This is a genomic window from Salinibacterium sp. NG253 (assembly GCF_015864945.1).
Lineage (GTDB): Bacteria > Actinomycetota > Actinomycetes > Actinomycetales > Microbacteriaceae > Rhodoglobus.
The window spans coordinates 162562-187063 of the sequence record NZ_JADYWF010000003.1; the positions used below are offsets into that span (position 1 = coordinate 162562).

Below are 24502 nucleotides of genomic sequence, written 5' to 3' on the forward strand. Positions count from 1 at the left end.
TTGAGGCGTGATCACAACGCTTGTGCGTCGCGCCAAAAATCAATGGAGATGAGAAAAAGAGTTGAGCAACACCTCTGTGCAGAACACCGCCACCCGTATCGAATCCGATTCACTCGGCTCGCTTGAGGTCCCTGTTGATGCGTATTGGGGAGTGCACACGCTACGCGCGATGCAAAACTTTCCCATCACGCGTCGCGCTATCTCCGTTTACCCCGATCTTGTCCGCGCGCTCGCTCATATCAAGCAGGCAGCAGCGCGCGCTAACGCCGAACTAGGCGTTCTCGAATCACGCAAGGCGCACGCTATCGATCAGGCCTGCCAAGAGATCCTCGATGGCGCTCTGCACGCAGAGTTCTGTGTCGGAGTGATCCAGGGCGGTGCCGGCACGTCGACCAATATGAACGCGAACGAAGTGATCGCGAACCGTGCCCTAGAAATTTTGGGACACAGCAAGGGCGAATACTCGTTCCTGCATCCCATTGACGACGTGAACCGCAGCCAGAGCACGAACGATGTGTACCCCACGGCGATCAAGCTTGCGATGGTCTTCGGCGTGCGGCGACTGCTCGTTGAGCACGAGTTGCTCTCGGAGTCGTTCGGTGCCAAGGGACGCGAGTTCGTCAACATCCTCAAAATAGGCCGCACGCAGATGCAAGATGCCGTGCCGATGACGCTTGGTCAAGAGTTCACGGGCTTCTCCCACACGCTCGAAGAAGACTATGCGCGCCTCACCGAGGTCTTGCCGTTCATGAGCGAGATCAACATGGGCGCAACCGCGATCGGCACCGGCATCACCGCCGATTCTCGTTACGCCGAAGCGGTGCGCCGTCACCTCACCGAGGCCACCGGCATCGAGATGAAGACCGCGTTCGACCTCATCGAGGCCACGAGCGACGTCGGAATCTTCATGACCCTCAGCAGCGTTCTCAAGCGCTCTGCTGTCAAGCTCTCAAAAATCTGTAACGACCTTCGGCTACTGTCGAGCGGGCCGCAGGCAGGTTTCGGCGAGATCAATTTGCCCGCCAAGCAGGCCGGGTCGTCGATTATGCCCGGCAAGGTCAACCCGGTTATCCCTGAGGTCGTCAACCAAGTTGCCTTCAGCGTGATTGGAGCGGATGCCACGGTCACGGCAGCCGCGGAAGCTGGCCAGTTGCAGCTCAACGCTTTCGAGCCGGTGATCGCTCACTCGATCCTGCAATCAGTGATGTGGATGACCAATGCCTGCCGTACGTTGCGGGAGAACTGCATCGATGGCATTACGGCCAATGAAGAGCGACTTGCGGCTCAGGTCGAGACGAGCGTCGGCGTCGTGACGGCGCTGACGCCCTACATCGGCTACGCGGCGGCAGCGAATCTCGCGCATACGGCTCTCACGACAAACGCGTCGATTGCGCAGCTCGTTGTCTCGTCGGGGCTCATGAAGGAAGAAGACGTGAAGCGTGTTCTCACGCCCGAGCGTCTCAGCGGAACTTCGCCGATGACCGCAGCGATCTCGCTGCCCTGGCTGGAAGAACAAAAGTAGCCACCCGGTAAACCAGAAAGACGCCCCAGCTTCTTAAGAGAGGCTGGGGCGTCTTTGTGTGGTCAGGTCGCTCGTGAGCGATAACTGAGAACGGCGTGTGTGGCTTTACTTCTGTGCGGCCGTTTCGTCGTAGTCCTCGTCGTCTTCGTCATCAAGAGGAGCGAGGGCTTCATCTCGCGCTTTTCCCGCGGTAATGAAAGCGCGGTCGATGGCTTCTTCGCCGCGTTCGCGAAGCTCTGCTAGTTCCTTATTGGCGTTCTCGCGAACGTCGTCAGCAGTTTCCGTGACGCGACCGACGGCACCGCGGGCGGTGTTCGACGCACGATCGGCGAGTCCCTTTGCGGATTCCTTGGCGTTGTCGGCAAGCTCTTTCGCCGATTCCTTCGCGTTCTCCGCCAGCTCCTTGGCTGACTTCTTCGCGTTCTCCGCGAGATCTTTGGCGGTGTCGCGCGTGTGCTCGGCAAATTCCCGAGTGTTCTCGGCGACATCCTTCGCCTTTTCGCTCACAAAACCGGGCGTCGCTTTGGCAACGGCGGTTGCTTTGTCACGCACGATGGGGGCCTGAGTGCGGGCATATTCTTCGACCGAAGTGCGCGCGCTCGACACTCGAGGGCTCTCCCACACCTGGGTGGCTTTGCCCTTCATTTGGTCGTAACGTTCGCGGCCGGCGCGGGCGCCAACAACGTAACCGACAGCGATACCGAAACCGAGGATGAAGAGTCTGGCGTTCATGACTCCAGCCTACGGTGACGTTGCCTTTCGCTCCACCTGTACAGGCCTCGATCGCCACAAGTGCATGCACGCGTAGCTTCGCCACGGTGCCCACCGGCTTGAGTATTCGGTGAGAGCCTTCGCGGTATCGGGCAGCCCCAACTCCCCAGCACCTTGGCGAACAACGAGGTCGCTGCTGAGCATGATGTCGGAGTTGCCGAGCACACGCATCGCCATGTAGCCCGCGGTCCACGGGCCGATTCCGGGCATCGCCACCAACTTTGCTGTGAATTCGTTGACAGGGGTCGAGACGTCCAAGTCGAGGTCACCCGAGGCGATGGCTTCGGCGACCCCGAGGATGCTCGCAATGCGCGTGGCCGGACCCCGCAGAACCTGTGCTCCGGATGCTGCGAGCACGGCCGCGGAGGGGAACAGCCCGTCGCTGCCCAGTTCTTCCACGACGCGGGCATGCACCGTGCGGGCGGCAGCCACGGAAATCTGCTGGCCGATGAGCGTGCGAAAGAGAGTCTCTTCGGTGTCGACGCTGCCCGGGAGGCGCATTCCGGGAACACGTGCCACAGAGTCAGCCAGCGCCGGATCGCTGCTCAGCGCGCGATCGATCGCGAGCGAATCGGCGTCGAGGTCGAAGAGACGACGCACGCGGGCCACGAGCGGGGCGACATCCGAAATGGTGGCCAATTGGGCTGTGCAGAGGACGCCGTGGTCGCCGAGTTCTAGCCGCACTCGAGCGATGCCTCCCGGAAGCCGGATCGCGCGTTCAAGGCTGGTGTCGGTCGCGGTCTCGATGCCGGCAACGGCGTGGTTGGCAAAGAATGTCATGAGCCCGGCGCCGTCGAATGGGGCGCGAGTGGGCAATCGCAGGGTAAGCGCTGACGGTCGTTCGACGGCACCGTGGGGATGGGCTGCAGCGCCGCGGCGGGCAAGGGCGCGAAGCTGGCTCGGTGTGGTTTCGTACACCGCCTGAATGGTGTCGTTGAACTGACGGATGCTGGAAAACCCGGCAGCAAACGCAACGTCAGAAATACTGAGCTCTGTCGCGGCGAGCAAGGTGCGGGCGGCTTGGGCGCGGTGAGCACGGGCCAGTGCGAGCGGACCGGCGCCGAGTTCGGCGGAGAGTACGCGTGTGAGGTGGCGGCTGGTGTAGCCGAGACGGGTCGATAGCCCTTCTACGCCGTCGCGTTCGACGACACCGTCGGCAATGAGTCGCATGGCGCGCGAGGCAAGGTCGTCGTTGAGATTCCATTCGGGCGAGCCGGGAACGGCATCCGGCTGGCAGCGTTTGCAGGCGCGAAGTCCTGCTTCGTGGGCGGCGGCAGCGGTGCGGTAAAAACGCACATTGCGCGGTTTGGGGGCGACGGCAGGGCAACTGGGGCGGCAATAGATTCCGGTGGAGTGCACGCCAGCGATGAACTGACCGTCGAAGCGAGCATCCCGCGAACAAAGGGCGCGGTACTGCTCATCGAAGCTGAGCGTGGGGGAGGACATGCCTTAACTGTGCCACCCCTGGCCACCCCTGACCAGCGGAAATCAGACATCGTTACGGTCGATTTCCTCCACGCCACCCGTGCTCGATCACTCCGTCGGCGACAGTAACGAGTACAGTCGCACCGTGGAATCTTCGTGGACACTACTCACCGTTCTGGCGGCACTCTGGCTTGTCGCCTTCTCGGCACAACTCGCTGACTACGGCACTGCGCGCTTCGATCACCTCCGGCTTGCACGCGGAGTTCGCACCCGACTGCGTTTACATCCGGTCGCGTGGATCGTGCCGACGGCCGGGCTGGGAATTGTCGCGCTCACGATCGCGGCCGACTGGAGCACCCGACTGTTCTTTGCCGAGCCAGCGCAGGCACCCGCCGCCATTCTCATCGCGCTCAGCACGGTAGTGGTAGCGGTCACGATTGTGGCAATTATCGCGGTGGTCATCGTTCGGCCGCCCGCCGACAGCTACCGTCTTGTGCGCGACGAACTCATCGAGTCGGCGGGGCTGCGCATCCATCAAGATCAGGTTGACGAGTTTCGCGCTCGTGTTAGCGCCATCGACAGCGCATCACGCGGTCGATTGAATACGGATGCCACCACCATCGCTGCGGCGCTGCAACTGAGCGTGCGCACCCCCTATCGCCTAATCGCCCCGGTTCTTGCTCTCGGGCTGGTTGTTGCTTCGGCTAGTGAGGTTGCCGCGGAGTCCTCGCCGGGCTTGGCGGTCGTCGTCGCGGTACTCGCTCTGATCGCAAGTTGCGTTATCGGCGTCATCGCGGCCCAAGCCTCGCTCGCTCTGAGAGCATCAGTGCGGTCGACTCACGATGTCTATCGAGGCGAGCTCATGGGCCTCATCGCGGATGCCGAGCGCTCGTCCAAGAAGCGCGTCGCCGGGCTCGGCGATCGAGTCACTCGCGCGCTCAGCATTCTGCGCGAGCAGCAAGAAGCAGAGTAGCGGTGACGCGGTGGGGTGCCGCCTGCACGCTAGTCTCGTTGACATGACCGAGAGCCATTCTGCTTCTGCGACTCCCGATTTCACCGCATCTTCTGGACGATCAGCACCACACCCGACGGCGGCCTCCGCCGAGATCGCCGATCAGGCGCGCCAACACCACCTGCCTCCGCATGTGCCTCAGCCCCGGGGACCAGGCCTGCTTATTCTGGGAATCTTGGGAGTCATTGCACTCTCGTTCGTTCTTCTCTTCGTCGTTGTCTACGTAATTTCGGGCATCGGGACTGATGCCTTCGCTATCGGGGGAGTGCTGGCCGTAGTCCCGCTTGCTGTCGTGTTTTTCGCGGTCCGCTGGATCGACCGTTGGGAACCGGAGCCTCGGCTCGCAGTGGTGTTTGCCTTCCTCTGGGGCGCCGGCGTTGCGGTGTTGCTCGCACTCATTGTGGGAGCCGAGATCGACAACGTCATCAACTCTCTCGGAGGCCCAGGGCCCGGCTACGAATTCTTCTCGGCAGCGATTCAAGCGCCCATCGTTGAAGAAGCGGGCAAAGCGCTCGGCATTCTGGTGATTTTCTGGGTCGCGCGACGCCACTTCGATGGTCCGGTCGATGGCCTCGTGTACGCGGCGTGGATCGCGGGCGGTTTCGCTTTCATCGAGAACATTCTCTATTTCGGTTCCGAACTGCTCAGCGCTGGGGATAACAGCACCGGCATCCTGCAGGTGTTCCTCATCCGCGGGCTCATGTCACCGTTCGCGCACGTCATGTTCACGGCCTGCACCGGTATCGCATTGGGCTTTGCCGTGCGATCGACAAGTAATGCCCGCAGCGTCGGCGTCTTTGCCGTAGGCCTCGGCCTCGCGATCGCGTTGCACGCCCTCTGGAATGGCGCCCTCTTCTTTGTGAGCGACTTCTTTGGTTACTACGCCATCGTGCAGGTGCCGCTCTTCGTGATCGCCATCATCATCGTGGTGTACCTGCGCCGCCAAGAAGAGCGCATGACCTTCGAGCGACTCACCGAATACGCGAATGCTGGCTGGTTCAATCAGGATGAGGTGCCGGTTCTTGCGACTTCCCAGGGACGTCGACGGGCCCTGACATGGGCGGCGCAACACAACAAGCGCGCCACGATGAAGGTATACATCCAAGAGGCCACTCGGCTCGCTTTCGCTCGTCAACGCATCATCACCGGACGGGATCGGATCGGGGCAATCGCTGACGAAGCGGTATTGCTCGGTGCAATCGTCGAAGCACGCCACGCGCTCACGGGTGCGCCGCGACCGTAAGGTTCTGATCGCTACGCCCAAACTCGACCTCGGCGGCGTTAGGTGAACATCCCGAGCACGAAAGGGATGCCCCACACTGCCGCGAACAGCGCGACCATCACGAGCGTGGCTGCGGGGATGCCGGCCTTGAGCCGTTGACCGCGGGGAGCCACGAGGTTCACGCTGTAATCGCCGATTGTTTCATCGGCATAGCGACGTGATTGCCGCACCGTTTTTGTGCCCACGGTGTCAGCGATGCCGAGGAGGCGGCGGTGCTGGGCCGGATCTACAAGGTCAAATGGTTTCGGGGAGTACACCAATAGCCACTTGTCGACTACTTCCACGTCGTACGCTGCCACGTTGTCGATCAACAGCGCCATAAGGTCGGGCGTGAAAATGTACAGAGCGTCGCGTTCGTACTCGCGCGGGCAATAGAGGGTGAAGTGCGAATTGAAATCGCCCTCGAGCGTGAGGACCTGATTCTTCGCGAACGTCTGAGGAAGATTGCTCATGCCAAAGAATTGGTTATTGCGGGTGGCGTCGAGCACCATGTGGGGCAGGGCGCGGTCGAGTTCGAAGGCCAAAAATCCCCAGTCGTAGGTGCGACGGTTCTTCCCTGAGCCGGTGGTGTACTGGTAGTTTCCGTAGTCGAGCGCTCGGCCGCTTGCGCTGCGGAATCGATCACGAATCGACTGATTGCCGCCCTGTGCAAAGATCAGGCCGGGATACTCGGCGCTCAGATCTTTGGGTGAAAACGCTAGATCGTTGTCCTCGGCGAACTTATTCATCCGGTAGAACCGCGTCCACGGTCCGCCGTCTTTTCGCCACGCCCGCACCACGGTGAAGAGCGCGCCCGCGGCAACAGCAACGACGAGGCCGGCGATGATGAGCATCGGGGCGACCTGGCCGATATTGCCTGTCTGCGCTGCGGTACGAAAATCATGCGCAACGATCAAGGCGAACGGGACGCCGGCGAAGGAGATGAACGCAACGATGATGAAACCCACCATCAGCACTCTGCCCAAAAGGTGCGCCTGCGAATAGCCGAATAGTCCGCGGCGGTTGGCTTTGAACTCTGCGACAGCGTGAGGGGTCACAGGATAGATCAACCCGGAATAGTCGATAGAGCGAAGCATCCGCCCATCGTAGGGGCTGGGGGATGGTTGCTGCAGTCTCCGTTCGGGGGTGATCAGCGCGGTCTTTACCCCTTAACAGACTCATCGCCCGCTGGTGCGGCACTGCCTGCGACCTAGAGGGCGATGAGTTTAACTGCTTTTAGATTGCCACTGAGTTTCGCTGAGCGCAAGAGTTAAGCGGCGAATTCATAGTCAAAAAGCGCGTACGATTGGAGGTCGCAATTTGGAGAGGACAGCTGATGTCATCGAGTGAGCTTGAACGTGAGCGGGACTATGTCCACGGCCTCTACCGGCGGCTCGACGCCCTGAGAGATGCGGCTCAAGAGCAGCTCGAATCAGTGCGCCGGAGTGCGCCAGGTGGCACCCACCAGAACCGTTCAGAGCGCGACGCTTTCGCCCGCATCTACGAAGACCGAATCGGCCAGTTGCGCGAAATCGATGAGCGGCTCGCCTTCGGTCGCCTTGAACTCGAGGTTGAGGCCGAGACTGACACGGACAGCGACAGTGCTATCGAACGCCCGGTGCGGTACATCGGCCGCATCGGATTGCGCGACGAGGATCAGCGCTCGCTTCTGCTCGACTGGCGGGTTCCGCAAGCGCGAGCTTTCTATCAGGCCACGGCCGCGACGCCACTGGGGGCGAGAGCCCGCCGGCACCTGCAGAGCAAAGGTCGAGACATCGTGCGCATCGACGACGAGATCTTTGACTCCCAACTCCTTGAAACCGATGCGGCATCCCTTCAGGGTGAAGCAGCCCTCATGGCAAGTCTCACGGCAGAGCGCACCGGACGCATGGGCGACATTGTCGCGACCATTCAGGCTGAGCAGGATGCGATCATCCGCTCCGAACTTCGCGGCGCGCTTGTCGTGCAGGGTGGACCCGGCACCGGAAAAACGGCTGTTGCGCTGCACCGCGCCGCTTTCTTGCTGTACTCGCACCGCGAACGCCTTTCGGCATCCGGAGTGCTCATTGTCGGACCGTCTCGCGCGTTCGTTCGTTACATCGAGGCCGTGCTGCCTTCGCTCGGCGAGACGGGGGTGGTCTTGGCGAGCCTGGGCCAGCTCTATCCGGGAGCCGATGCGCGCCACGATGATGATGCGGCAGTAGCCCAGTTGAAGGGCTCCCTCGAGATGGCGGCGCTCATCAAGCGTGCCGTTCGCTCGCGTCGGGTGGTTCCGACTGAGACGCAGCGCATGGAGATCAACGGTGAGATTTTGGATGTGCCTGCCGATCTTCTGAGGTCGGCCATGCAGAAAGCGTGGGATTCCCACAAGCCGCACAACCTTGCACGAGTAATTTTCAATAAGGCGGCGATCGCAGGCATCAGTCGATTGCTCGCCGACCAGTTGCGGGCCCACGGCAACACGATCGACGACGCTGATCAGAAGTGGCTGCGCGAAGATATTCGCACCGCCCACGACGTCAAGGTTGCGCTCAATACTGCGTGGATGCCGTTGACGCCCCAGAAACTTATCAACGACCTCTATGCCCGACCTGGTTGGTTGAAGAGCCTCACGCCCCACTGGACGCCCGAGCAGCGCGAACTGTTGCGCCGTGAGCGAGACGCTGCATTCACGATCAGCGATGTTGCTCTGCTCGACGAAGCTGCCGAACTGCTCGGTGAAGTGGATGTGGCCCACACGGCGGCGGAGCACGAGCGCAAGCAGCAACGCAAACGCGACGTGGAGAACGCAACGGCCGCTATTCGCAACATGGGCGTTGACGGCATGATCGATGCGGAAACGCTGGCCGAGGGCTTCGAGGCAAGTGTTGAGCGATCAACGACGGCAGAGCTGGCATCCGCTGACCGGTCGTGGACCTACGGTCACATCGTGGTTGATGAGGCTCAAGAGTTGTCGCCGATGCAGTGGAAGTTGCTGGCACGTCGCAATCCGCTGAAGTCCTTCACGATTGTCGGCGATATCGCCCAGGCGAGTGCTGCTGCGGCCACCTCAAGCTGGGGTGCTGCGTTATCGGCTGATATCGGCGAGCACTGGCGTCTTGAGGAGCTCACGGTCAACTACCGCACACCGTCCCAGATCGTTGCGGTTGCCGAGGCAGTGGCGGTTGCCCACAACGTGTCCATCACACCATCGCGGGCGGTTCGTCACAGTGAGTGGCCCGTGGCCGTCACCGTCACGACCCCGGAACAGTTAGGCGCACGAGTCAGCGCCGCAGTGACGGCTGATCGTGCCATTTCGAGCGATGGCACCATCGCGGTGATCGTTAGTGATTCTTTGACGGCCAGCATCGTGGATGCTCTGCAGCAGTCCTTCGCCGGCGAGGTTGGGGAGGGTGCCGCTGGGCTCAACAAGTCCATCGCGGTGCTAACGCCGCGCGAGTCGAAGGGGCTCGAGTTTGACTCTGTGATTGTGGTCGAGCCACAACGCATCGTCGAAGAGATTTCTCGCGGTGCTGCGGCGCTGTATGTCGCCATGACGCGGCCAACTCAACGCCTCGCCATCGTCGCGGCCGAGGGGCTTCCGGAAGGTATTCCCGAACCGTCATAGAGGGTGGTCAGAGTAGTTGACCCCCACTCGGGTATGCCCAATAGTGGGGGTTTCGGCAGATTCACAGGTTCGGCAGTATGTATCTAGAAGTTATTCCTCGGGGGAGGAACCTTCACTCGGGAGCGATTCTTCGCCACGAGTCGGGCCGGAGGCGGGGGAGCCTCCGGCCCAACGTATTTCTGCATGCTCTTCTACGCATGTGAGAGTTGGAGGTCTGCGTGCCGCAGAATCATGATCTTCGCGGCCGGATCGCCGGACAGTCAGCCATGGCCGCCGTCGTAGAGGCGCAATCTCGTCGTGCGCCTCGAGGTACTGTGGCGCGCTTGTTTGGTGTCTCACCGCTGACGAAGCAAAGCCGCGCTCAGTATCGTGGGGCAGTCGGGGAGCTTCTCGTCGGTTCCATCCTTGATCGGCTTGGGCACAGCTGGGACGTACTCCACGGAGTTCCACTCGGTGACACCTCGCTCGACCACTTTGCTGTCGGGCGTGCGGGTGTCTTCGCCGTGACTGTCGTGAACTGTCAGGGCGACGATGTTGCTGTGAACGGCGACGAGCTGATCGTCGCGCGAAGCGTGAGCACAGCCATCGTTACCGCTCGGACTGCCGCTCGTGCAGTCGCTGCGGCGCTCACGACGGCGCTGGGGCGCGATGTTGACGTCATTGCGGTGCTTGTCATGGTCGAGCCGGTGAAAGTTTCGATGCTCGCGATTCCGGCTGACGTTCAGATCCTCACCTCGATGCAGCTTGAGCAATGGCTTGCGAGTGCGCCGGCACTATTCACGGGGGATGAGGTCGCCACGCTCTCCACTGCGGCTGAAGCAAGCACAACGTGGCCGCACCCGCAGCAGGCGGCGCAGAAGTCACGCAACCTGACGCGCGCTTTTGTGCGCATCCATGATGATGTTCGCACCGCGAGCCTCCGAAGCTTCTTCTGGATCGTCACGGCGCTCATCGTCACCTTTCTTTCAGTGTGGGTTCTTGTCTCTGTCTTAACCGAGCTTGTGGTGACCTCCTAGCGCGTCGAGCACTTTCCGAGCGTTCATAGGGCACGATTAGTGGATGTTTCGGCGTCATCCTTATCTGAGCGCTGCCACGTTCAGCTATCTCGCCGTTGTGGCGTGGTTGACGTTGAGCCCGCAGGCCCCCGACCAACGCGATGGTCCGCTCTGGCAGCTCGCTGTTTTTCTTGACCGTTTTTCGGCGACCCAGTGGCTCACCTTCAATGACCTTGAATTCGTTGCGAACATCGCGTTGTTTGTTCCGCTCGGACTTTTCTTCGTGCTCTTGGTAGGAAAGAGGCGCTGGTGGCTCGCTCTCGCCCTAGCTGTCGTTCTAACCTCAGGAATCGAGTGGGTTCAGCAGTTCATTCCCTCTCGCGTATCTGATGTGCGCGATATTGTGTCGAATTCGCTTGGCGCCACTATCGGCGTGGTGGTGACACTGAGTGTGGCCGCGGCTCGGGAGCGCGCTCGCCGTCGTCACCGTGAACACAATTACGATAATTATTCACAAAAACGGTGATTCGCTCTACGCTGTGAAGGTGGTCAACTTCCGGTGGTTTGGTATTTATGTCGCGGTCGCGCTTGTTCACGTCGCCAGCCTCCTTGGGGGCTGGGATGCAATAGCCATTCCCAGTAAATTCCTCTTGATGCCCGCTCTCGGGGTTGCGGTCGCTCTCGCGAGTGCTCGTCCATTTCGGCGGCCCGACTACGGGTTCATGGCAGCGCTCGCTCTGGCCTGGATCGGCGATATTTTTGTGGCGGATGCCGCGAGCTCAAGCTTCATCATCGGACTTGCCGCTTTTCTCGCCGCCCACGCTGTGTACCTCGCACTGTTCCTGACGGCCGTGCGCTCTCGTCGGATTCCGTGGGGCACCGCCGTGCTCGTCGTGTGGTGGGTGGGGCTGCTCGTCATCCTGCGCGACGATCTCGGGCTGTTCTTCGTGCCGCTCGCGGCCTACGGAGCGGTGCTGGCTGCCTCCACGGCGTCGGCATTCGCGACGAACCGGCTCATCGCATCCGGAGCCGTGTTGTTTTTGGCCTCTGACACCGCGCTGGCCTGGGCTCTTTTCGCGCCGACCACAGTGTGGTGGCAGTCGGACGCCGTCATCATGGCGCTCTATACTTCAGGCCAGTTGTTGATCGCGATTGGCTTTGTCACGGCACGAAGGGGCTCGCGGAAGACTGCTAGCGTATCCGGGTGACTCCCGAGCCCTCTGAACCCTCCGTGAACCGACGCGTCGCCGTCGTCCCTGTGGTTATCGGGGTTGTTGTGTTGGTGGTTTTTGCGGTTGTCCTCACCGTGGTTATTACGTTGGCTGCGGCATCCTCGTCTGAAGCGCCGGTGACACCGATTTCCGCTTCGCCGTCGTCCTCCCCGCCAATCGAAACGGAGGCGCCGGAGCCAGAGTCGACCGTCGTCGACCCTGCGGGGGTATCGAGCGGCAACGAGTGCGTGGATTTCACGAACGAAGTCGAGTCGCTCGATATCGAGTCAGCGCGGGTAGCGCAGTCGGAGCGCGACGAGGTCGCGATCGAGATCACTCTCGCGTCGCCGATTGATCAGGATTCATCGCAACTCGGGATCTATGCCGAGACAGCAGACGGCGATCGTGCCTACCAATTCATGGTCGAGCTCGACGATGGCGAGGTCGACGAGGTTTCGGCGTACGAGCTGTCCCGCGACGACAGTGACAGGCTAGATGCTGACGACGCCGAGGTGAATGGGTCCACCGTTCGCTTTCTCATTCCCCGTTCGATCGGCAAGAAGCTCGGCGACGATTGGTCGTGGTTCGCGTTTAGTGCCGCCAATGAATCGACAGTGGACACGTGCCCAGGAACACCGGACGCACCGGAGTACTTGATCGCCGAACGCTAGTGCTCTAGTGCTCTAGCTCACATTCCGCAGCGGTCAGTGCGCGATGCAGGCACCGCTAGAAACAGTGCTTGTGAGCTCTGCAGCGTTTTCGACAATCGGTTGAACGGCATCCAGCGTGAGAGCGTAGCCGACATTGTTTTGCTCAGTGCTGCTGCCGAAGATCGCACCAACGACGTCTCCGTCGAGTGTGAGAAGCGGGCCCCCAGAATTGCCCGGATTGACTTGCCCGGCGAGGGTATAAACCTCGCGTGGTGCCCCTCCGTTTCCATAAATGTCGGGGCTTTCGAACGTGCTGATGTGTTGCACGAGCGCGGCGTGGGTGCTGAATGGTCCGCCGTAGGGGTAACCCTGAAGCGCCGTGCTTGTTCCGGGGCGTGCGGTGACGCCAAGTCGCAACGGATCAGAATTCAATCCGGGAACGGCGAGCACCGCAAGGTCATTGATCGAGTCGAAGTACACGATGGTGCTCGGCAGCACTTGACCGTTCAACGCCTCGATGACCGGGTCGGTAGTTCCCGAGATCACATGCGCGTTCGTCATGACTCGTTCGGGCGCAATAACGAACCCGCTGCCGGTCTGGCCCTGACCGCACGCATAGGCGTTTCCTGTTATTCGCACGACCGATTGTGCGGCTGCGGCAAGCGCCGGGCTGTCAGAGTCGATCGTCGGGATCAGAGCATTGGGGTCGCCGAGCGGAGAACCAATCAGAGGCAGGGCTTGATCGGTGAGCACAGTTCGCCAGCGGGCGATGCTTGCTTCAACGACGTCGGGCGTGATGTCCTGAATGGTGCGGATGACCGCCGAAGAGGCAATGGTGCGCGAGAGAATCGGCAGGCCAAGTTGGGCAGCGCTGAAGCTGACGGTGGAGATCACGAGGGCCGCAACGACACCAATCACGAGCCCACCAACGGCTCGGTTCGCTCCCCGCAGCGCGCTCGTTCGAATCTCAACATGGATTGCTTTGCCGGCAGCAACGCCCACGGCGTGGCCGAGAGCGATGAGTGCGACGGCGACCGAGATGGCAACTATTGCCCGCAACTGTGGAAGCTCCACGAGCTGGGATGCGGCCGGGGCGAGCATCGTGGCGAAGAAAATGCCAACGCCAACGCCCGCAATCACAAAAATGCCGCGCGTGAGACCGATGACGAGTCCATAGATGACATAGCCCAGCAGAACTACCACGAGGAGTAGATCGAGCAGGGGCGCCACGTTCATGGGTTCAGCCTAAACGGCGTCGGCCTGTGACGTGCCGAGTTGGGCGAAAGCGAGACGCCAGATATTCTCTGACGGAACGATGTTGGGGGATCCGGTGAGCGAGTCAGCACACAAAGACCAGGTTCCGGCGACCCCACTGCTCGATCGCGGCTTTGGTGCTGCAATGGCTGCGTGTCTCCGAGCTCAAGCTGATCATGAACCGCGCACCTGGCTTCAGGCCCTCCGCGGAACGAGCCCGTTGTCTGGAGAAGCTAATGATCTGTACCAGCACGGAGTCGGCGAGTTGGAGTCAGCAGTGGCGCTCGCCGCGCTGGGATCCGACTGGATGGTCGCGCAATCCGACGACGATCACGATCCGAGCGTGGGCGCCGACCATTTGGTCTTAGGCCCAGCCGGTGCCTTCATTGTGAGCAGCCGCCGGCATCCGGGGGACAGGGTTGTGACGGCGGGGCGCATGATTCTGGTGAATGGCCATCGTGCCGCCTACGTGCGCGATGCAACAACGCGTGCAGTGCAATTGTCGGAAGAGTTTGCGCAACGAGGAGCGGCCGACGTCGCTGTGCGGCCGATCGTGGCGCTCACAGGCGCATCCGATCTCATCCGTGGCCGGTCGAAAGCGCCGGTACCCGTGCTTGCTCTCGGCGAGCTGGCCGGCTGGTTAATTCGTCATGAAGCGGTGTATTCACGTGCTCAAGTCGCTGCACTCGTGCCGGTGGCTGGCCGCCTCGCCGGCTGGCAGGTGCGCCCTGCCGTCACGGGTGCGAGCGTGCGACTCACGGCACGATTCGAACGATTGCGAACAGAAGTGGATGCCGCCCGCCGGCGCTCGCGGCTGTGGATCATCCTCGGGGCAGCTGTTGCGCTCGCGGCTACCGTCACAATGCTGGCGTTCGCGATTCCCGCCATCATCGCGCTTGTCTCGGGATAGTGCTGCCGGAGCATCCATTCTGCTAAGCTTTCAAGGTTGCCGTCCAACGGCCGCGGATAAAGAGAGCTCACGCATTCAGCTATGGGCACCGCGCAACGACTAGAGAGGGGATTACCTTATGGCACTTGAAGCAAGTATCAAGAAGGCGATCATCGAAGAATACGCAACCCACCCAGGTGACACGGGATCCCCCGAGGTCCAGATCGCGATGATGACTCGTCGCATCCTCGACCTCACGGAGCACCTCAAGATGCACAAGCACGACCACCACTCACGTCGTGGACTGCTTCTTCTTGTTGGTCAGCGTCGCCGTCTGCTGGGTTACCTGCAGAACGTTGACATCACGCGTTACCGTACGCTGATCGAGAAGCTGGGACTGCGTCGCTAGTCGATTCGTCACACTTGCCAAAGGCCGTCATCGCAATGCGATGGCGGCCTTTGTTGTTTCCGGCAGGGCCCGCCACCTCGCACTGTGCCTGCCTGGTCAATTAACCAGAACGGGGCCGGGCTAACCTTGCGGCTGGCCCGACCCCGTTCGGTCAATCGAGAGCGCTAGCTAGACGGTTGCAGTCGTGGAGTCATCGGTAGCGTCCTTGGGCTTACGAGGCAACGTCAGCAGTGTGGTCAGGCTTACGGCGATCATGAGAATCGCGCCGATCGCCACGAGCGAGAACACTCCAGCTGCGGGGAGTACGAACATGGCAACGCCTGCGGCCATGGAGACGATTCCGCTGACCCAACCGAACCAGCGGGGCTGGATGGTGCCGCGCACGCCGCCAACGAGGTCGACGATTCCTTCGAGAATCCAGCCGATTCCGATCACGAGCGCGAGCGCGATGAGCGACTGGAAGGGGTTGGCGAGGCACAGGATGCCGGCAATGACGACGAGGAGTCCCAGGAGGCCGGTCGTCCAGCGCATCGGGGAATCAAGGTTGTTGGCGACGAAGGCCGCGGTGACGCGGTAGATGCCAGAGGCAATGAGGTAGATACCGAAGAGCACCGCGATGGTAAGCAGTGTTGCTCCGGGGAACAGCAGTCCGATCACTCCGAGAACGAGTCCGATGACGGCAACGGCGATGAGTTGCCCGCGGTGCACGCGCAGCAAACCGGGAAGAAGGTCGTTCACCGAAGAGGTGGGGGATGTCGTGCTGTCAGACGAGCTCATGAGAGTCCTTATCCAGAGTTGTCAAGTGATGCCTTACTCTGCCATTCTCCCAGTTCGATTGGCTCGGTGTGCAACTGCGACGCACCGGTTAGGCTCGGTATATGTCGCGACGTGTTACTTTCTCCCAGCTCGGTGGGCCCGAAGTGCTCACTATTTCCGAAGTCACTGAGCCCCACGCGGGCGCGTGCGAGGTGCGCGTGCGAGTCAAGTTCGCCGGCATCAATCCTTTCGACGCGAAGGTGTTCAGAGGCGCCGCCACTGCTGCTCCTCAGGACGTGCAGTTTCCGAGCGGAAACGGCAACGACTTTGCTGGTGTCGTCGATGAAGTCGGCGCTGGAGTAGACGGTTGGACTGTCGGTGACGAGGTTCTCGGCGGCAAGGGCTTCAGCGGCCAAGCTGATTATGTGGTGGTGCCCGCCGACAAGCTCGTGCGCAAACCTGACACTCTCAGTTGGGAACAGGCCGGCGGCCTCGACATTGTCGGGCGCACGGCGTGGGCGAGTGTCGAGGCGATCGATCTGACGCCGGCTGACACCGTGCTGGTGAGCGCAGCAGCGGGTGGTGTCGGTTCCATCGCCGCCCAGCTTGCCAAGCTCAAGGGGGCGACAGTCATTGGCTCCGCTAGCGAATCGAATCACGAGTTCTTGCGTTCGCTCGGTATCCATCCCGTGAAGTACGGCGAGGGGATGGTCGAACGCATTCTCGAGATCAGCCCAGAGGGCATCACTGCCGCACTCGATAACAACGGCCGCGAAACTGTGGATGCTGCGCTTGCGCTTGGTGCCCCGGCCCACCGCATCAACACGATCGCTGACTACGCCGCGGTCTCGGAATACGGCACATCAGGCGTTGGAGCAGCCGGTGCCACCCCAGCAGACCTTGCGGCGCTTGCCGCGCTGGTTGCTGACGGCTCCGTGCAGGTGCCGATTGATTCTGTCTTCCCCCTCGAGCAGGTCTCCGAGGCCTACGCGAAGCTTCTTGAGGGGCACTCTCGCGGAAAAATCCTTCTCGCCCTCTAGCTTCACCGCTTGACCCGAACTATCCCTGCGCAGAGAGCGACAACCACCATTTTCCAGCTCCTCACCACCGGCATCATTGCCGGAATCGCCGGTTTTGCGTCCTCGTTTACTCTCGTCGTTGCGGGGCTTCACGCGGTTGGCGCTAGCGACGCGCAAGCGGCATCCGGCCTGCTGATTCTGACCGTCATGATGGGTCTCGTCACGATCGGTTTGGCGTGGCGGTACCGGATGCCGATCACCGTGGCCTGGTCGACTCCGGGAGCGGCGTTGCTGATCGTCGCAGCGCAGGGTGATATCGAGTTTCAGGCGGCCGTCGGTGCATTCATCGTGTGTGGGGTGCTCATCATGGTGTGCGGCCTCGTGCCGGCACTGGGCCGACTCATCACTCGCATTCCGCAGCCAATCGCGAGTGCGATGCTCGCGGGCATCCTGTTCCCCATTTGTCTTGCTCCGATCACGGCTTCGGTTGACTACCCGTGGCTGGGCCTGCCGATGGTCGTGGTGTGGCTGATCCTGTTGAAGGTGGCGCCGCGCTGGGCTGTGCCCGGCGCGCTCGTGGCGGCGATTGTCGCAATTGCGCTCACGACCGAGGGCAACCTGTTAGGGGATGCCGCCGTGGTGCCGCAGCTGACTCCTGTCGTTCCGATTTTTGACCCGATTCTGATCGTGAGCCTCGGCATCCCGCTGTTCATCGTCACGATGGCTGGTCAGAACGTGCCGGGCTTCACCGTGATGCGCACCTACGGCTACGCGGTGCCCGCGGGCCCCGTGCTCACGGTGACAGGAGCGGCATCGGCAGCGAGCGCGTTCTTCGGAGGCCATGCTCTCAACCTGGCTGCCATCACGGCAGCGTTGACGGCCAGTGAAGAAGCGCACGATGATCCCAAGCGACGTTGGATCGCATCCGTCTCCGCCGGAGCAACCTATGTCGTGATTGGGCTGGCGGCAGGCTTTGCGACAGCGTTGGTCTCTGTTGCGCCCCCGATCGTCGTGGTCGCGATTGCAGGCCTTGCCGTGATCGGAGCCCTCATCACGTCGGTGCGCACGGCTCTGGATGCTCCCGAGCATCGCATCGCGGCCATAGCGACCTTTCTCGTCGCCGCGTCGGGCGTCACCGTGATCGGAATCGGCTCCGCGTTCTGGGCGCTCATCGTGGGAGCGGTCATCATGGCGTGGCTGGGCTGGCGCCGAAAAGTGGCTCCCGCACCGGCGCCCGGTGGCGAAGAACCAACGCCCGAGGGAACCAAACCGGCCACCCCAGAAAAGAAACTTTAAAGTTTTTTGAGATTGCTGCATCCAAAACAGGGGTTCAGCCGGAAGTACTCCATGTAAGGCGATTTACGCCCGACCATGAGAGGACAAGAACAGTGCGAAACAAAATTTTTGCCGGTGTAGCCGCCGGAGCGATTGCCGCCGTAGGAGTCGCCATTCCCGCCAACGCCATCTCGGACACCACTGCGGACCTGTACGTTCTGCACGCAGTACCGGGACTCACCGTAGACGTCTACGTCAACGGTGAACTCACCCTCGACGACTTCGAGCCCGGTGACCTCGCTGGCCCCCTCGATCTTCCGGCCGACACCTACACGGTCGCGATCACCGCTTCTGACGCTACCGACGACTCGGCGCCCGCTATTGGCCCCATCGACCTCACGCTCGAAGCCAACACGAGCTACACCGCTGTAGCTCACCTCGACGAGTCTGGTGATCCCACGGCAAGCCTCTTTACGAACGACCTCTCGACGGTCGCCGCCGGTGAAGGCCGACTCACCGTTCGCCACACTGCGGCAGCCCCCGCTGTCGACGTGCTCGCCAACGATGCCGTTGCCTTCGAAAACCTGAGCAACCCCGACGAAGTAAAGGCTGACCTCGCGGTCGGAACGATCTCCGCCGCTGTTGCCCTCACCGGAACCACTGACCCTGTAATCGGCCCGGCTGACGTCGACATTGCCGAAGGCGTCAACACCATCGTTTACGCCTGGGGCAGCGCCGCAGACGACAATCTGACGCTCGCAGTGCAGACCATCGATGGTCTCCACTCGAACCCCACCGGTGTGGATGCCGGAACCGCCGGTCTCGCCGCCGATAACAACAATGGCATCCTCTTCGCCGGCCTCGGCGGCCTCGCAGCGCTTCTTGCTCTCGCAGGATTTGCCGCAACCCGACTCACCGCAGCTCGCGCCGCGAAGTAGTCACCAGCACAACCTCCACAGCACGACCCCGCAACACCAGCACTCACACACCCCAGCAAGGAGAACGTCATGGCCCCGAGAATCCTAGCCCTCACCGCCATGGCGCTTCTCCTTGCTGGCTGTGCTGCAGCCCCCGCCGAATCCATCGCTCCCACGCCCGTGCCTTCTGCGCCGCCAACCGCGGTGATCGATGTGCCCCGCCAGTCGAGCGAACTTGCGCCGGTAGAGCAGCTCGCTGCTCCGGTGCGGATTCAGATTCCCTCCGTGGGCGTGGACATCTCTATTGCTCCGGTCGGTATCCAGCCCGACGGCTTTATGGAGATCCCCGAAAACATCACCGTTGCGGGCTGGTACCAATACGGCTCGTCTCCGAGCAGCGACACAGGGTCTACTGTCATCACGGCCCATGTCGACGACTTCATTCAAGGTCTTGGACCGTTTTCGCGACTGGCATCGATGCCAGCTCAAGCGGAAATCATTGTGACGACCGACGATGGCGTCGATCACCGCTATCAACTCGAATCGGTTCAGAACGTCCAGAAGGCCCAGGTCCCACTCGACCAAGTGTTCGATCGAGACGGAGCGCCACGCATCGTCCTTCTCACCTGTGGTGGACAGTTCGACGAAAATGTGCGGCAATATTCTGACAACGTTGTAGCGATCGCTAACCCGCTATGAACGACATCCTCAACCGGAGAGCTATGACGGACGACGAAGCCGCAGCCGAAGCCCGCATGACGCAGGCCTTCATTGCTGGTGACGAAGTGGCGCTCGCGGAGGTCTACAAGCGGTGGTCGTCGCTCGTGTTCACTCTTGCAGTTCGCTCGCTCGGTGATCGCGGCGACGCAGAAGACGTCACGCAGAAAGTCTTCGTCTCCGCGTGGACTGGTCGGTCAAGTTTCAAGCCTGAACGATCGAGCCTCTCCGCCTGGCTCGTCGGAATTACCAAAAACAAGATTGCCGACACCCACGAAGCCCGGGCACGCATCCGCCGACTTCAAGAAGAGCTGGCGTCGACAACATCGCGAGGGGACGCAGTCGTGGAAGACTTCGACTTAGCGGACACGTTGATCGTGGCCGACGAGATCTCTCGCCTTGAACCAGATGCCCAAGCGATCATGAGGCTGGCATTCTTCGACGATCTCACCCACAACCAAATAGCCGACCGTCTCGAACTACCTTTAGGAACGGTCAAGAGCCATATCCGGCGCAGTCTGCAACGGATGCGAACACGATTGGAGGCGACCTATGCGACACGTTGATCCGGATATTCTTGCGCTGCTCGCCCTCGGTGAGCAAGTCGCCCTCCCCGAAGACAGTGTGCACGTCAGCGAGTGTGAACAGTGCCGCCGCGAGATCGAAGTTCTCTCTCGTGCTGCCATGGTTGGTCGTTCCACCTTCGATGCTGGCGAGCTTCTCGACGCTCCCTCGCGCGTCTGGGATCGCATCAGCGACGAGCTCTCGCTCTCGGGCGATACCGCTCCTGGCGATACCGTTCCTGCTGATACCACTCATGCTGCCGCTGCCCCTCAGAGCGTTTCTGAGGGTGCCACGGTGCACTCACTTGCAGAACGTCGTCGTCGCCGCCCGTGGATCGGCATCGTTGCTGCAGCGGCCGCCGTCGCCCTGGTCGCAAGCGCGGGAACCGCACTGTGGTCAACATTCCGCCCGGCTGACCAGCCCACCATTCTCGCGAGTGCGACGCTCGATGCGTTCCCGGACTGGCCTGACTCCGTCGGAGAAGCCACCCTCGAACAATTGCCCGATGGCACTCGTGTTATCGATGTCAGCTTGGATGCGCCCGCAACCGCGGGCGGCTACCGCGAGGTGTGGCTCATCACGACGGATGCCACGGCTCTCGTCAGCCTAGGAATCGTCGAAGGCACGTCAGGTCAGTTCACGGTGCCCGACGGTCTCGATATTTCGAGTTACGACCTTGTCGACATCTCGGAGGAACAGTTCGACGGAAACCCGGCTCACTCCGGTGACTCCATCGTGCGCGGTCAGCTCTCGACCGACGCGTAGCGAGCGCCGCTGAAGCTTCCGCTCGGCTTAGCTCACTCGAAGCGTGCGGTTTCGAGCCGGTGCAGGGCGAGAGCGACTGACAGCCGGGTGCGGCCGCGTGAGGTTCGCACGTCAAAACCGAGCTTGGCGCTGAGTTCCTCCGCGCGGGACTGCACCGTCGAGTGGTGAAAACCGAGTGTCGCCGCCGCCGCCCGAAGACTCTCGCTCGCGGCCAGAGTGTCGAGCATCGGCAGGATTCGCGGTGTCTCGCGAATCACGACGCCGAGCGACTGCAGGTCGCAGTTCTCCGGAGCTCCGGCGGGACTGATCTCGGCGAGGAGCAACAGCGAACCAAGATCGTCGCCATAAAGCACGGGCTCATGATCGGAGGTCAAGCGCAGCGCCGTGAGCGCCGACAGCCACGAACGTACGAGGTCAGCGGGCGAGGCAGCGATGCCGATGCCGGCGCGCGGGGCGGCGACCGCATCCGTGCTCAGCACGATCTCGGCGCGCACAGCACCCGCAACGGTGGTGATCACGGCAGACGGCCCGGCCGCGGCGTTCATAGTGCTCGCTGGTTGAGTGATCACGCGATAGCGGGTTGTGGCCACTAAATGGAGAGCGTGGGCTGCGGCTTGTCGGCTCTCGGCGCTCTCCGATGAATCGAGCAATGTTTCAACGGGGTTGTGAACGGACTCAGCGGGCCCGGTGCGTTCGAACAGGATGCCGAGGGCGAGCGCAACTCGTTCGAGAATCATGTCGTCGTTCGCGTGGGCGTTTCCGTCGCGTTCGATCCACACGGTGCCGCCGCCGGTGACTGCCCGTGCTGGCCAAGACGTGGGGGTGCCCGCTTCGGGGCTGCGACGTCCGCGCTCATCAACGCGAAGGGTGAGTGCTGGAGAGGTGAGCCCGCTAGCGCAGCCGGCAAGCATGCTGGCGCCGCGCAAGAGAACTTCAACGCTCGCGTGGCCTGCGGTGAGCGCATCGAAGTACGAGATCACCCGCAGAGTTTCGCTGGCTTCGGGATCGAGCGCCTTCAAGCGCCCGGCTAATTCTTGCATTCTCGTTCCGCCCTCTGTGGTTCGAGCCCTACTCTATTGCGGCCTGCCCAGAACAAACAGTCGCAGTAAGGCCCGAACCACAGCGGTATCAGTCGCGCTTCAGACTGCCGGCTCGTTACACACCGAGCGTGCGGCGCAACCAGTTGAGTCGAGCGTCTTGAGTGGCGATGGAGAGGGCAGCGAAGGGAGCCATGGCATCGTAGCCGTGGAAACCGCCGGGCCAGACGTGCAGCTCGCAGTGGCCGCCCGACGCCCAAATGGTTAAGGCGTAGGCGACGTCTTCGTCGCGAAATACTTCCGAGGTGCCCACGTCGATAAAGGCTGGCGGCAAGTTGCTGAGGTCCGTCGCACGCGCGGGGGCCGCATAGATCGAGACGTCACCGGTCTTTCGGCGGTCGCCGAGCAGAGCATCCCAGCCGGTGTCATTGCTTCCACGATCCCAGACTCCCGTGCCGTCGATCTGATAGCTCGACACTGTCTCGTTGCGGTCATCGAGCATGGGATAGATCAGCATCTGAGCGGCAAGCGCGGGTCCCTTGCGGTCGCGCGCCAAGAGCGTCGTGCCCGCAGCAAGGCCACCTCCAGCGCTACCGCCGGCGATAACGAGTTTCGTTGAGTCGATGCCGAGCCGTGCTGCGTTCTCCGCCGTCCACACGAGCGTCGCGTAGCAGTCTTCGACCGGAGCGGGGTCAGGATGCTCAGGAGCTAACCGGTACTCGACCGACACGACCACGGCATCCAGCTCGTCGACCCAGCTGAGCATTGTCTCCATGCCGCTGAAACGGTCGCCGATGATCATTCCGCCGCCATGCGTGTGAACGATGCCGGGCCCGGCAACGCTGTGATCGTTGCGGTGAAAAATGGAGACCAGCAGGTCCCCACCGGGACCAGCGAAGGTCTCTTCTCGGTGCGTGATCGCACGCCCTTCGAGCAAATCGGCGACGGGCGTAGCCAGCCCGGCCCGAAAAGGCTCGATCATCGCGGGAGTGAGTGTGGGCGGCAGCTGCTCGTTCACGATCGACAGCACTGCAGCCAGCTCGGCGTCGAACGGGGGAGCGGGATGAACATTGTTCGTAGTCATGAGACCTCCATTGGTCTGCGTCACGCCAGTGTGACGGCCTATGTCCACGCTAGAGCGTTGCGGCTCCACGGTAGTACCGCCAGCCATTCCACGTTCGGAGCCCCTTAACCGCCATCTGGCGGTACGGTGCTGGAATTATCGGGAAACGGCGTGGTTGAAACGGATAACTGATTCATCCAGACAGATTTTGGGAGACCGGAGCACACCATGCAGTTCGGAATTTTCACCGTTAGCGACGTCACGACTGACCCGACAAACGGCCGCACGCCCACCGAGGGCGAGCGCATCAAGGACATCGTCACGATCGCAAAGAAAGCGGAGGAAGTCGGGCTCGATGTCTTCGCCCTGGGGGAGCACCACAACCCACCGTTCTTCTCCTCAAGCCCCACGACGACCCTGGCGTACATCGCCGCGCAGACCGAGAAGCTCATCCTCTCGACCAGTACGACGCTCATCACCACCAACGACCCCGTGAAGATTGCCGAAGACTACGCGATGCTTCAGCACCTCTCCGATGGTCGCGCCGATCTTATGATGGGCCGCGGCAACACGGGGCCGGTGTACCCGTGGTTTGGCAAAGACATTCGAGAGGGCATCCCGCTCGCCATCGAAAACTATTCGCTGCTGCACAAGCTGTGGCGTGAAGAGTTCGTCAACTGGGAAGGCAAGTTCCGCACGCCGCTGCAGGGCTTCCAATCAACACCCCGACCCTTGGATGGCGTGCCTCCCTTCGTCTGGCACGGCTCGATCCGCAGCCCCGAGATCGCTGAGCAAGCCGCGTTCTACGGTGATGGCTTCTTTGCCAACAACATCTTCTGGCCAAAAGAGCACTACATGCGCCTCGTTGGCTACTACCGCCAGCGCTTCGAGCACTACGGTCACGGCACGGCAGCGCAGGCCATCGTAGGTCTTGGCGGCCAGGCATTCATGCGCAGCAACTCGCAGGCCGCGAAGGCTGAATTCCGCCCGTACTTCGACAACGCCCCCGTCTACGGCAACGGACCGTCAATGGAAGATTTCACCGACCAGACTCCGCTCGCCGTGGGCAGCCCGCAAGAGGTCATCGATAAGTACGCCGGGATGCGTGAACACTTCGGCGACTACCAGCGCCAGCTCTTCCTCATGGACCACGCCGGCTTGCCGCTCACGACCGTTCTCGAGCAGCTCGACATCCTCGGTGAAGAAGTTGTGCCGGTGCTCCGCAAGGAGTTCGCCACGAACCGTCCTGCCGAAGTTCCGGATGCCCCAACCCACGCCTCGCTCGTCGCTCAGCGTGATGCGGCTCTCGCCGCCTCCGCAGCCGACGCCCCGGCGACCGTCTAGTTTCGCGGCCCGCCGCGCATCCACACCGTCAGATCCAGA

At 61.9% G+C, this 24502-nt stretch carries 24 protein-coding genes; 17 read left to right on the forward strand and 7 right to left on the reverse strand.

Annotation, left to right across the window (positions count from 1 at the left end; translation table 11 throughout):
* Window positions 1-61: 61 nt before the first annotated feature.
* Complete coding sequence (locus I6E52_RS13610) at window positions 62-1522, forward strand: aspartate ammonia-lyase (protein ID WP_197158287.1); 1461 nt, start codon at window positions 62-64, stop codon at window positions 1520-1522.
* Between the two features lie 105 nt (window positions 1523-1627).
* Here the strand turns inward: I6E52_RS13610 and I6E52_RS13615 are convergent, their stop codons facing one another.
* Both I6E52_RS13615 and I6E52_RS13620 read right to left on the reverse strand, forming a co-directional pair.
* Window positions 1628-2254 carry a protoporphyrinogen oxidase gene (locus tag I6E52_RS13615; RefSeq protein ID WP_197158289.1) on the reverse strand — a complete coding sequence of 209 codons (627 nt, stop codon included), beginning with the start codon at window positions 2252-2254 and terminating at the stop codon, window positions 1628-1630.
* A 9-nt stretch (window positions 2255-2263) separates the two neighbouring features.
* The gene (locus tag I6E52_RS13620) at window positions 2264-3739 is read right to left on the reverse strand and encodes an AlkA N-terminal domain-containing protein (RefSeq protein WP_197158291.1); all 1476 of its coding nucleotides are present in this window, start codon (window positions 3737-3739) and stop codon (window positions 2264-2266) included.
* A 124-nt stretch (window positions 3740-3863) separates the two neighbouring features.
* Between I6E52_RS13620 and I6E52_RS13625 the strand changes: the two genes are divergently transcribed.
* Together I6E52_RS13625 and I6E52_RS13630 are read left to right on the forward strand one after the other, a co-directional pair.
* Entirely contained in the window at window positions 3864-4691 is an 828-nt protein-coding gene (locus tag I6E52_RS13625) for a hypothetical protein (protein ID WP_197158293.1), read from the forward strand.
* Between the two features lie 43 nt (window positions 4692-4734).
* Complete coding sequence (locus I6E52_RS13630; protein WP_197158295.1) at window positions 4735-5973, forward strand: PrsW family intramembrane metalloprotease; 1239 nt, start codon at window positions 4735-4737, stop codon at window positions 5971-5973.
* A 38-nt stretch (window positions 5974-6011) separates the two neighbouring features.
* Here I6E52_RS13630 and I6E52_RS13635 read toward each other — a convergent pair whose 3' ends face one another.
* Entirely contained in the window at window positions 6012-7088 is a 1077-nt protein-coding gene (locus I6E52_RS13635; RefSeq protein ID WP_197158297.1) for a hypothetical protein, read from the reverse strand.
* Between the two features lie 239 nt (window positions 7089-7327).
* On the opposite strand from I6E52_RS13635, the gene I6E52_RS13640 reads away from it, so the two are divergent.
* The 5 genes from I6E52_RS13640 to I6E52_RS13660 all read left to right on the forward strand — a co-directional run bounded on the left by I6E52_RS13640 (window position 7328) and on the right by I6E52_RS13660 (window position 12475).
* The gene (locus tag I6E52_RS13640; protein ID WP_197158299.1) at window positions 7328-9598 is read left to right on the forward strand and encodes a UvrD-helicase domain-containing protein; all 2271 of its coding nucleotides are present in this window, start codon (window positions 7328-7330) and stop codon (window positions 9596-9598) included.
* A 218-nt stretch (window positions 9599-9816) separates the two neighbouring features.
* The gene (locus tag I6E52_RS13645; protein ID WP_307842551.1) at window positions 9817-10614 is read left to right on the forward strand and encodes a nuclease-related domain-containing protein; all 798 of its coding nucleotides are present in this window, start codon (window positions 9817-9819) and stop codon (window positions 10612-10614) included.
* 43 nt (window positions 10615-10657) lie between these two features.
* On the forward strand, window positions 10658-11119 hold the full coding sequence (locus I6E52_RS13650; RefSeq protein ID WP_197126685.1) for a VanZ family protein: 462 nt from the start codon (window positions 10658-10660) through the stop codon (window positions 11117-11119).
* Window positions 11120-11138: 19 nt separating this feature from the next.
* Window positions 11139-11801 (forward strand): lysoplasmalogenase, encoded by a 663-nt coding sequence (locus I6E52_RS13655; protein WP_197158301.1) that lies wholly within the window; start codon window positions 11139-11141, stop codon window positions 11799-11801.
* On the forward strand, window positions 11798-12475 hold the full coding sequence (locus I6E52_RS13660; RefSeq protein WP_197158303.1) for a hypothetical protein: 678 nt from the start codon (window positions 11798-11800) through the stop codon (window positions 12473-12475). Before I6E52_RS13655 ends, I6E52_RS13660 begins: the two co-directional genes overlap by 4 nt.
* 33 nt (window positions 12476-12508) lie before the next feature.
* On the opposite strand, the gene I6E52_RS13665 is transcribed toward I6E52_RS13660, so the two are convergent.
* Entirely contained in the window at window positions 12509-13690 is a 1182-nt protein-coding gene (locus I6E52_RS13665; protein WP_197158305.1) for a MarP family serine protease, read from the reverse strand.
* A gap of 94 nt (window positions 13691-13784) precedes the next feature.
* Between I6E52_RS13665 and I6E52_RS13670 the strand changes: the two genes are divergently transcribed.
* A complete protein-coding gene (locus I6E52_RS13670; RefSeq protein ID WP_197158308.1) occupies window positions 13785-14618 on the forward strand; it encodes a hypothetical protein in 834 nt (277 codons plus the stop codon).
* Window positions 14619-14736: 118 nt separating this feature from the next.
* Window positions 14737-15006 (forward strand): 30S ribosomal protein S15, encoded by a 270-nt coding sequence (gene rpsO / locus I6E52_RS13675; protein WP_009771894.1) that lies wholly within the window; start codon window positions 14737-14739, stop codon window positions 15004-15006.
* Between the two features lie 168 nt (window positions 15007-15174).
* Here rpsO and I6E52_RS13680 read toward each other — a convergent pair whose 3' ends face one another.
* Window positions 15175-15783: an HdeD family acid-resistance protein gene (locus I6E52_RS13680; protein ID WP_197158310.1), complete on the reverse strand. Its 609-nt coding sequence runs from the start codon at window positions 15781-15783 to the stop codon at window positions 15175-15177.
* Window positions 15784-15884: 101 nt separating this feature from the next.
* Between I6E52_RS13680 and I6E52_RS13685 the strand changes: the two genes are divergently transcribed.
* The 6 genes from I6E52_RS13685 (at window position 15885) to I6E52_RS13710 (ending at window position 21019) form a co-directional block, all read left to right on the forward strand.
* Window positions 15885-16802 (forward strand): NADP-dependent oxidoreductase, encoded by a 918-nt coding sequence (locus tag I6E52_RS13685; RefSeq protein WP_197158312.1) that lies wholly within the window; start codon window positions 15885-15887, stop codon window positions 16800-16802.
* Window positions 16803-16811: 9 nt separating this feature from the next.
* Complete coding sequence (locus tag I6E52_RS13690) at window positions 16812-18077, forward strand: benzoate/H(+) symporter BenE family transporter (RefSeq protein ID WP_231602211.1); 1266 nt, start codon at window positions 16812-16814, stop codon at window positions 18075-18077.
* Window positions 18078-18169: 92 nt separating this feature from the next.
* On the forward strand, window positions 18170-18994 hold the full coding sequence (locus I6E52_RS13695) for a DUF4397 domain-containing protein (RefSeq protein ID WP_197158314.1): 825 nt from the start codon (window positions 18170-18172) through the stop codon (window positions 18992-18994).
* 69 nt (window positions 18995-19063) lie between these two features.
* Complete coding sequence (locus I6E52_RS13700) at window positions 19064-19672, forward strand: class F sortase (protein ID WP_197158316.1); 609 nt, start codon at window positions 19064-19066, stop codon at window positions 19670-19672.
* Window positions 19673-19695: 23 nt separating this feature from the next.
* Window positions 19696-20256, forward strand: a complete 561-nt coding sequence (locus tag I6E52_RS13705) for an RNA polymerase sigma factor (RefSeq protein ID WP_197158318.1) — start codon at window positions 19696-19698, stop codon at window positions 20254-20256.
* On the forward strand, window positions 20243-21019 hold the full coding sequence (locus I6E52_RS13710) for an anti-sigma factor (RefSeq protein WP_197158320.1): 777 nt from the start codon (window positions 20243-20245) through the stop codon (window positions 21017-21019). The genes I6E52_RS13705 and I6E52_RS13710 overlap by 14 nt, the downstream gene beginning before the upstream one ends.
* 32 nt (window positions 21020-21051) lie before the next feature.
* Here the strand turns inward: I6E52_RS13710 and I6E52_RS13715 are convergent, their stop codons facing one another.
* A complete protein-coding gene (locus I6E52_RS13715; RefSeq protein ID WP_197158322.1) occupies window positions 21052-22059 on the reverse strand; it encodes a helix-turn-helix domain-containing protein in 1008 nt (335 codons plus the stop codon).
* A 115-nt stretch (window positions 22060-22174) separates the two neighbouring features.
* Complete coding sequence (locus tag I6E52_RS13720; RefSeq protein ID WP_197158324.1) at window positions 22175-23140, reverse strand: alpha/beta hydrolase; 966 nt, start codon at window positions 23138-23140, stop codon at window positions 22175-22177.
* 207 nt (window positions 23141-23347) lie between these two features.
* Here I6E52_RS13720 and I6E52_RS13725 point away from each other — a divergent pair, with 207 nt between their 5' ends.
* Complete coding sequence (locus tag I6E52_RS13725) at window positions 23348-24463, forward strand: LLM class flavin-dependent oxidoreductase (RefSeq protein WP_197158326.1); 1116 nt, start codon at window positions 23348-23350, stop codon at window positions 24461-24463.
* Window positions 24464-24502: the final 39 nt, after the last annotated feature.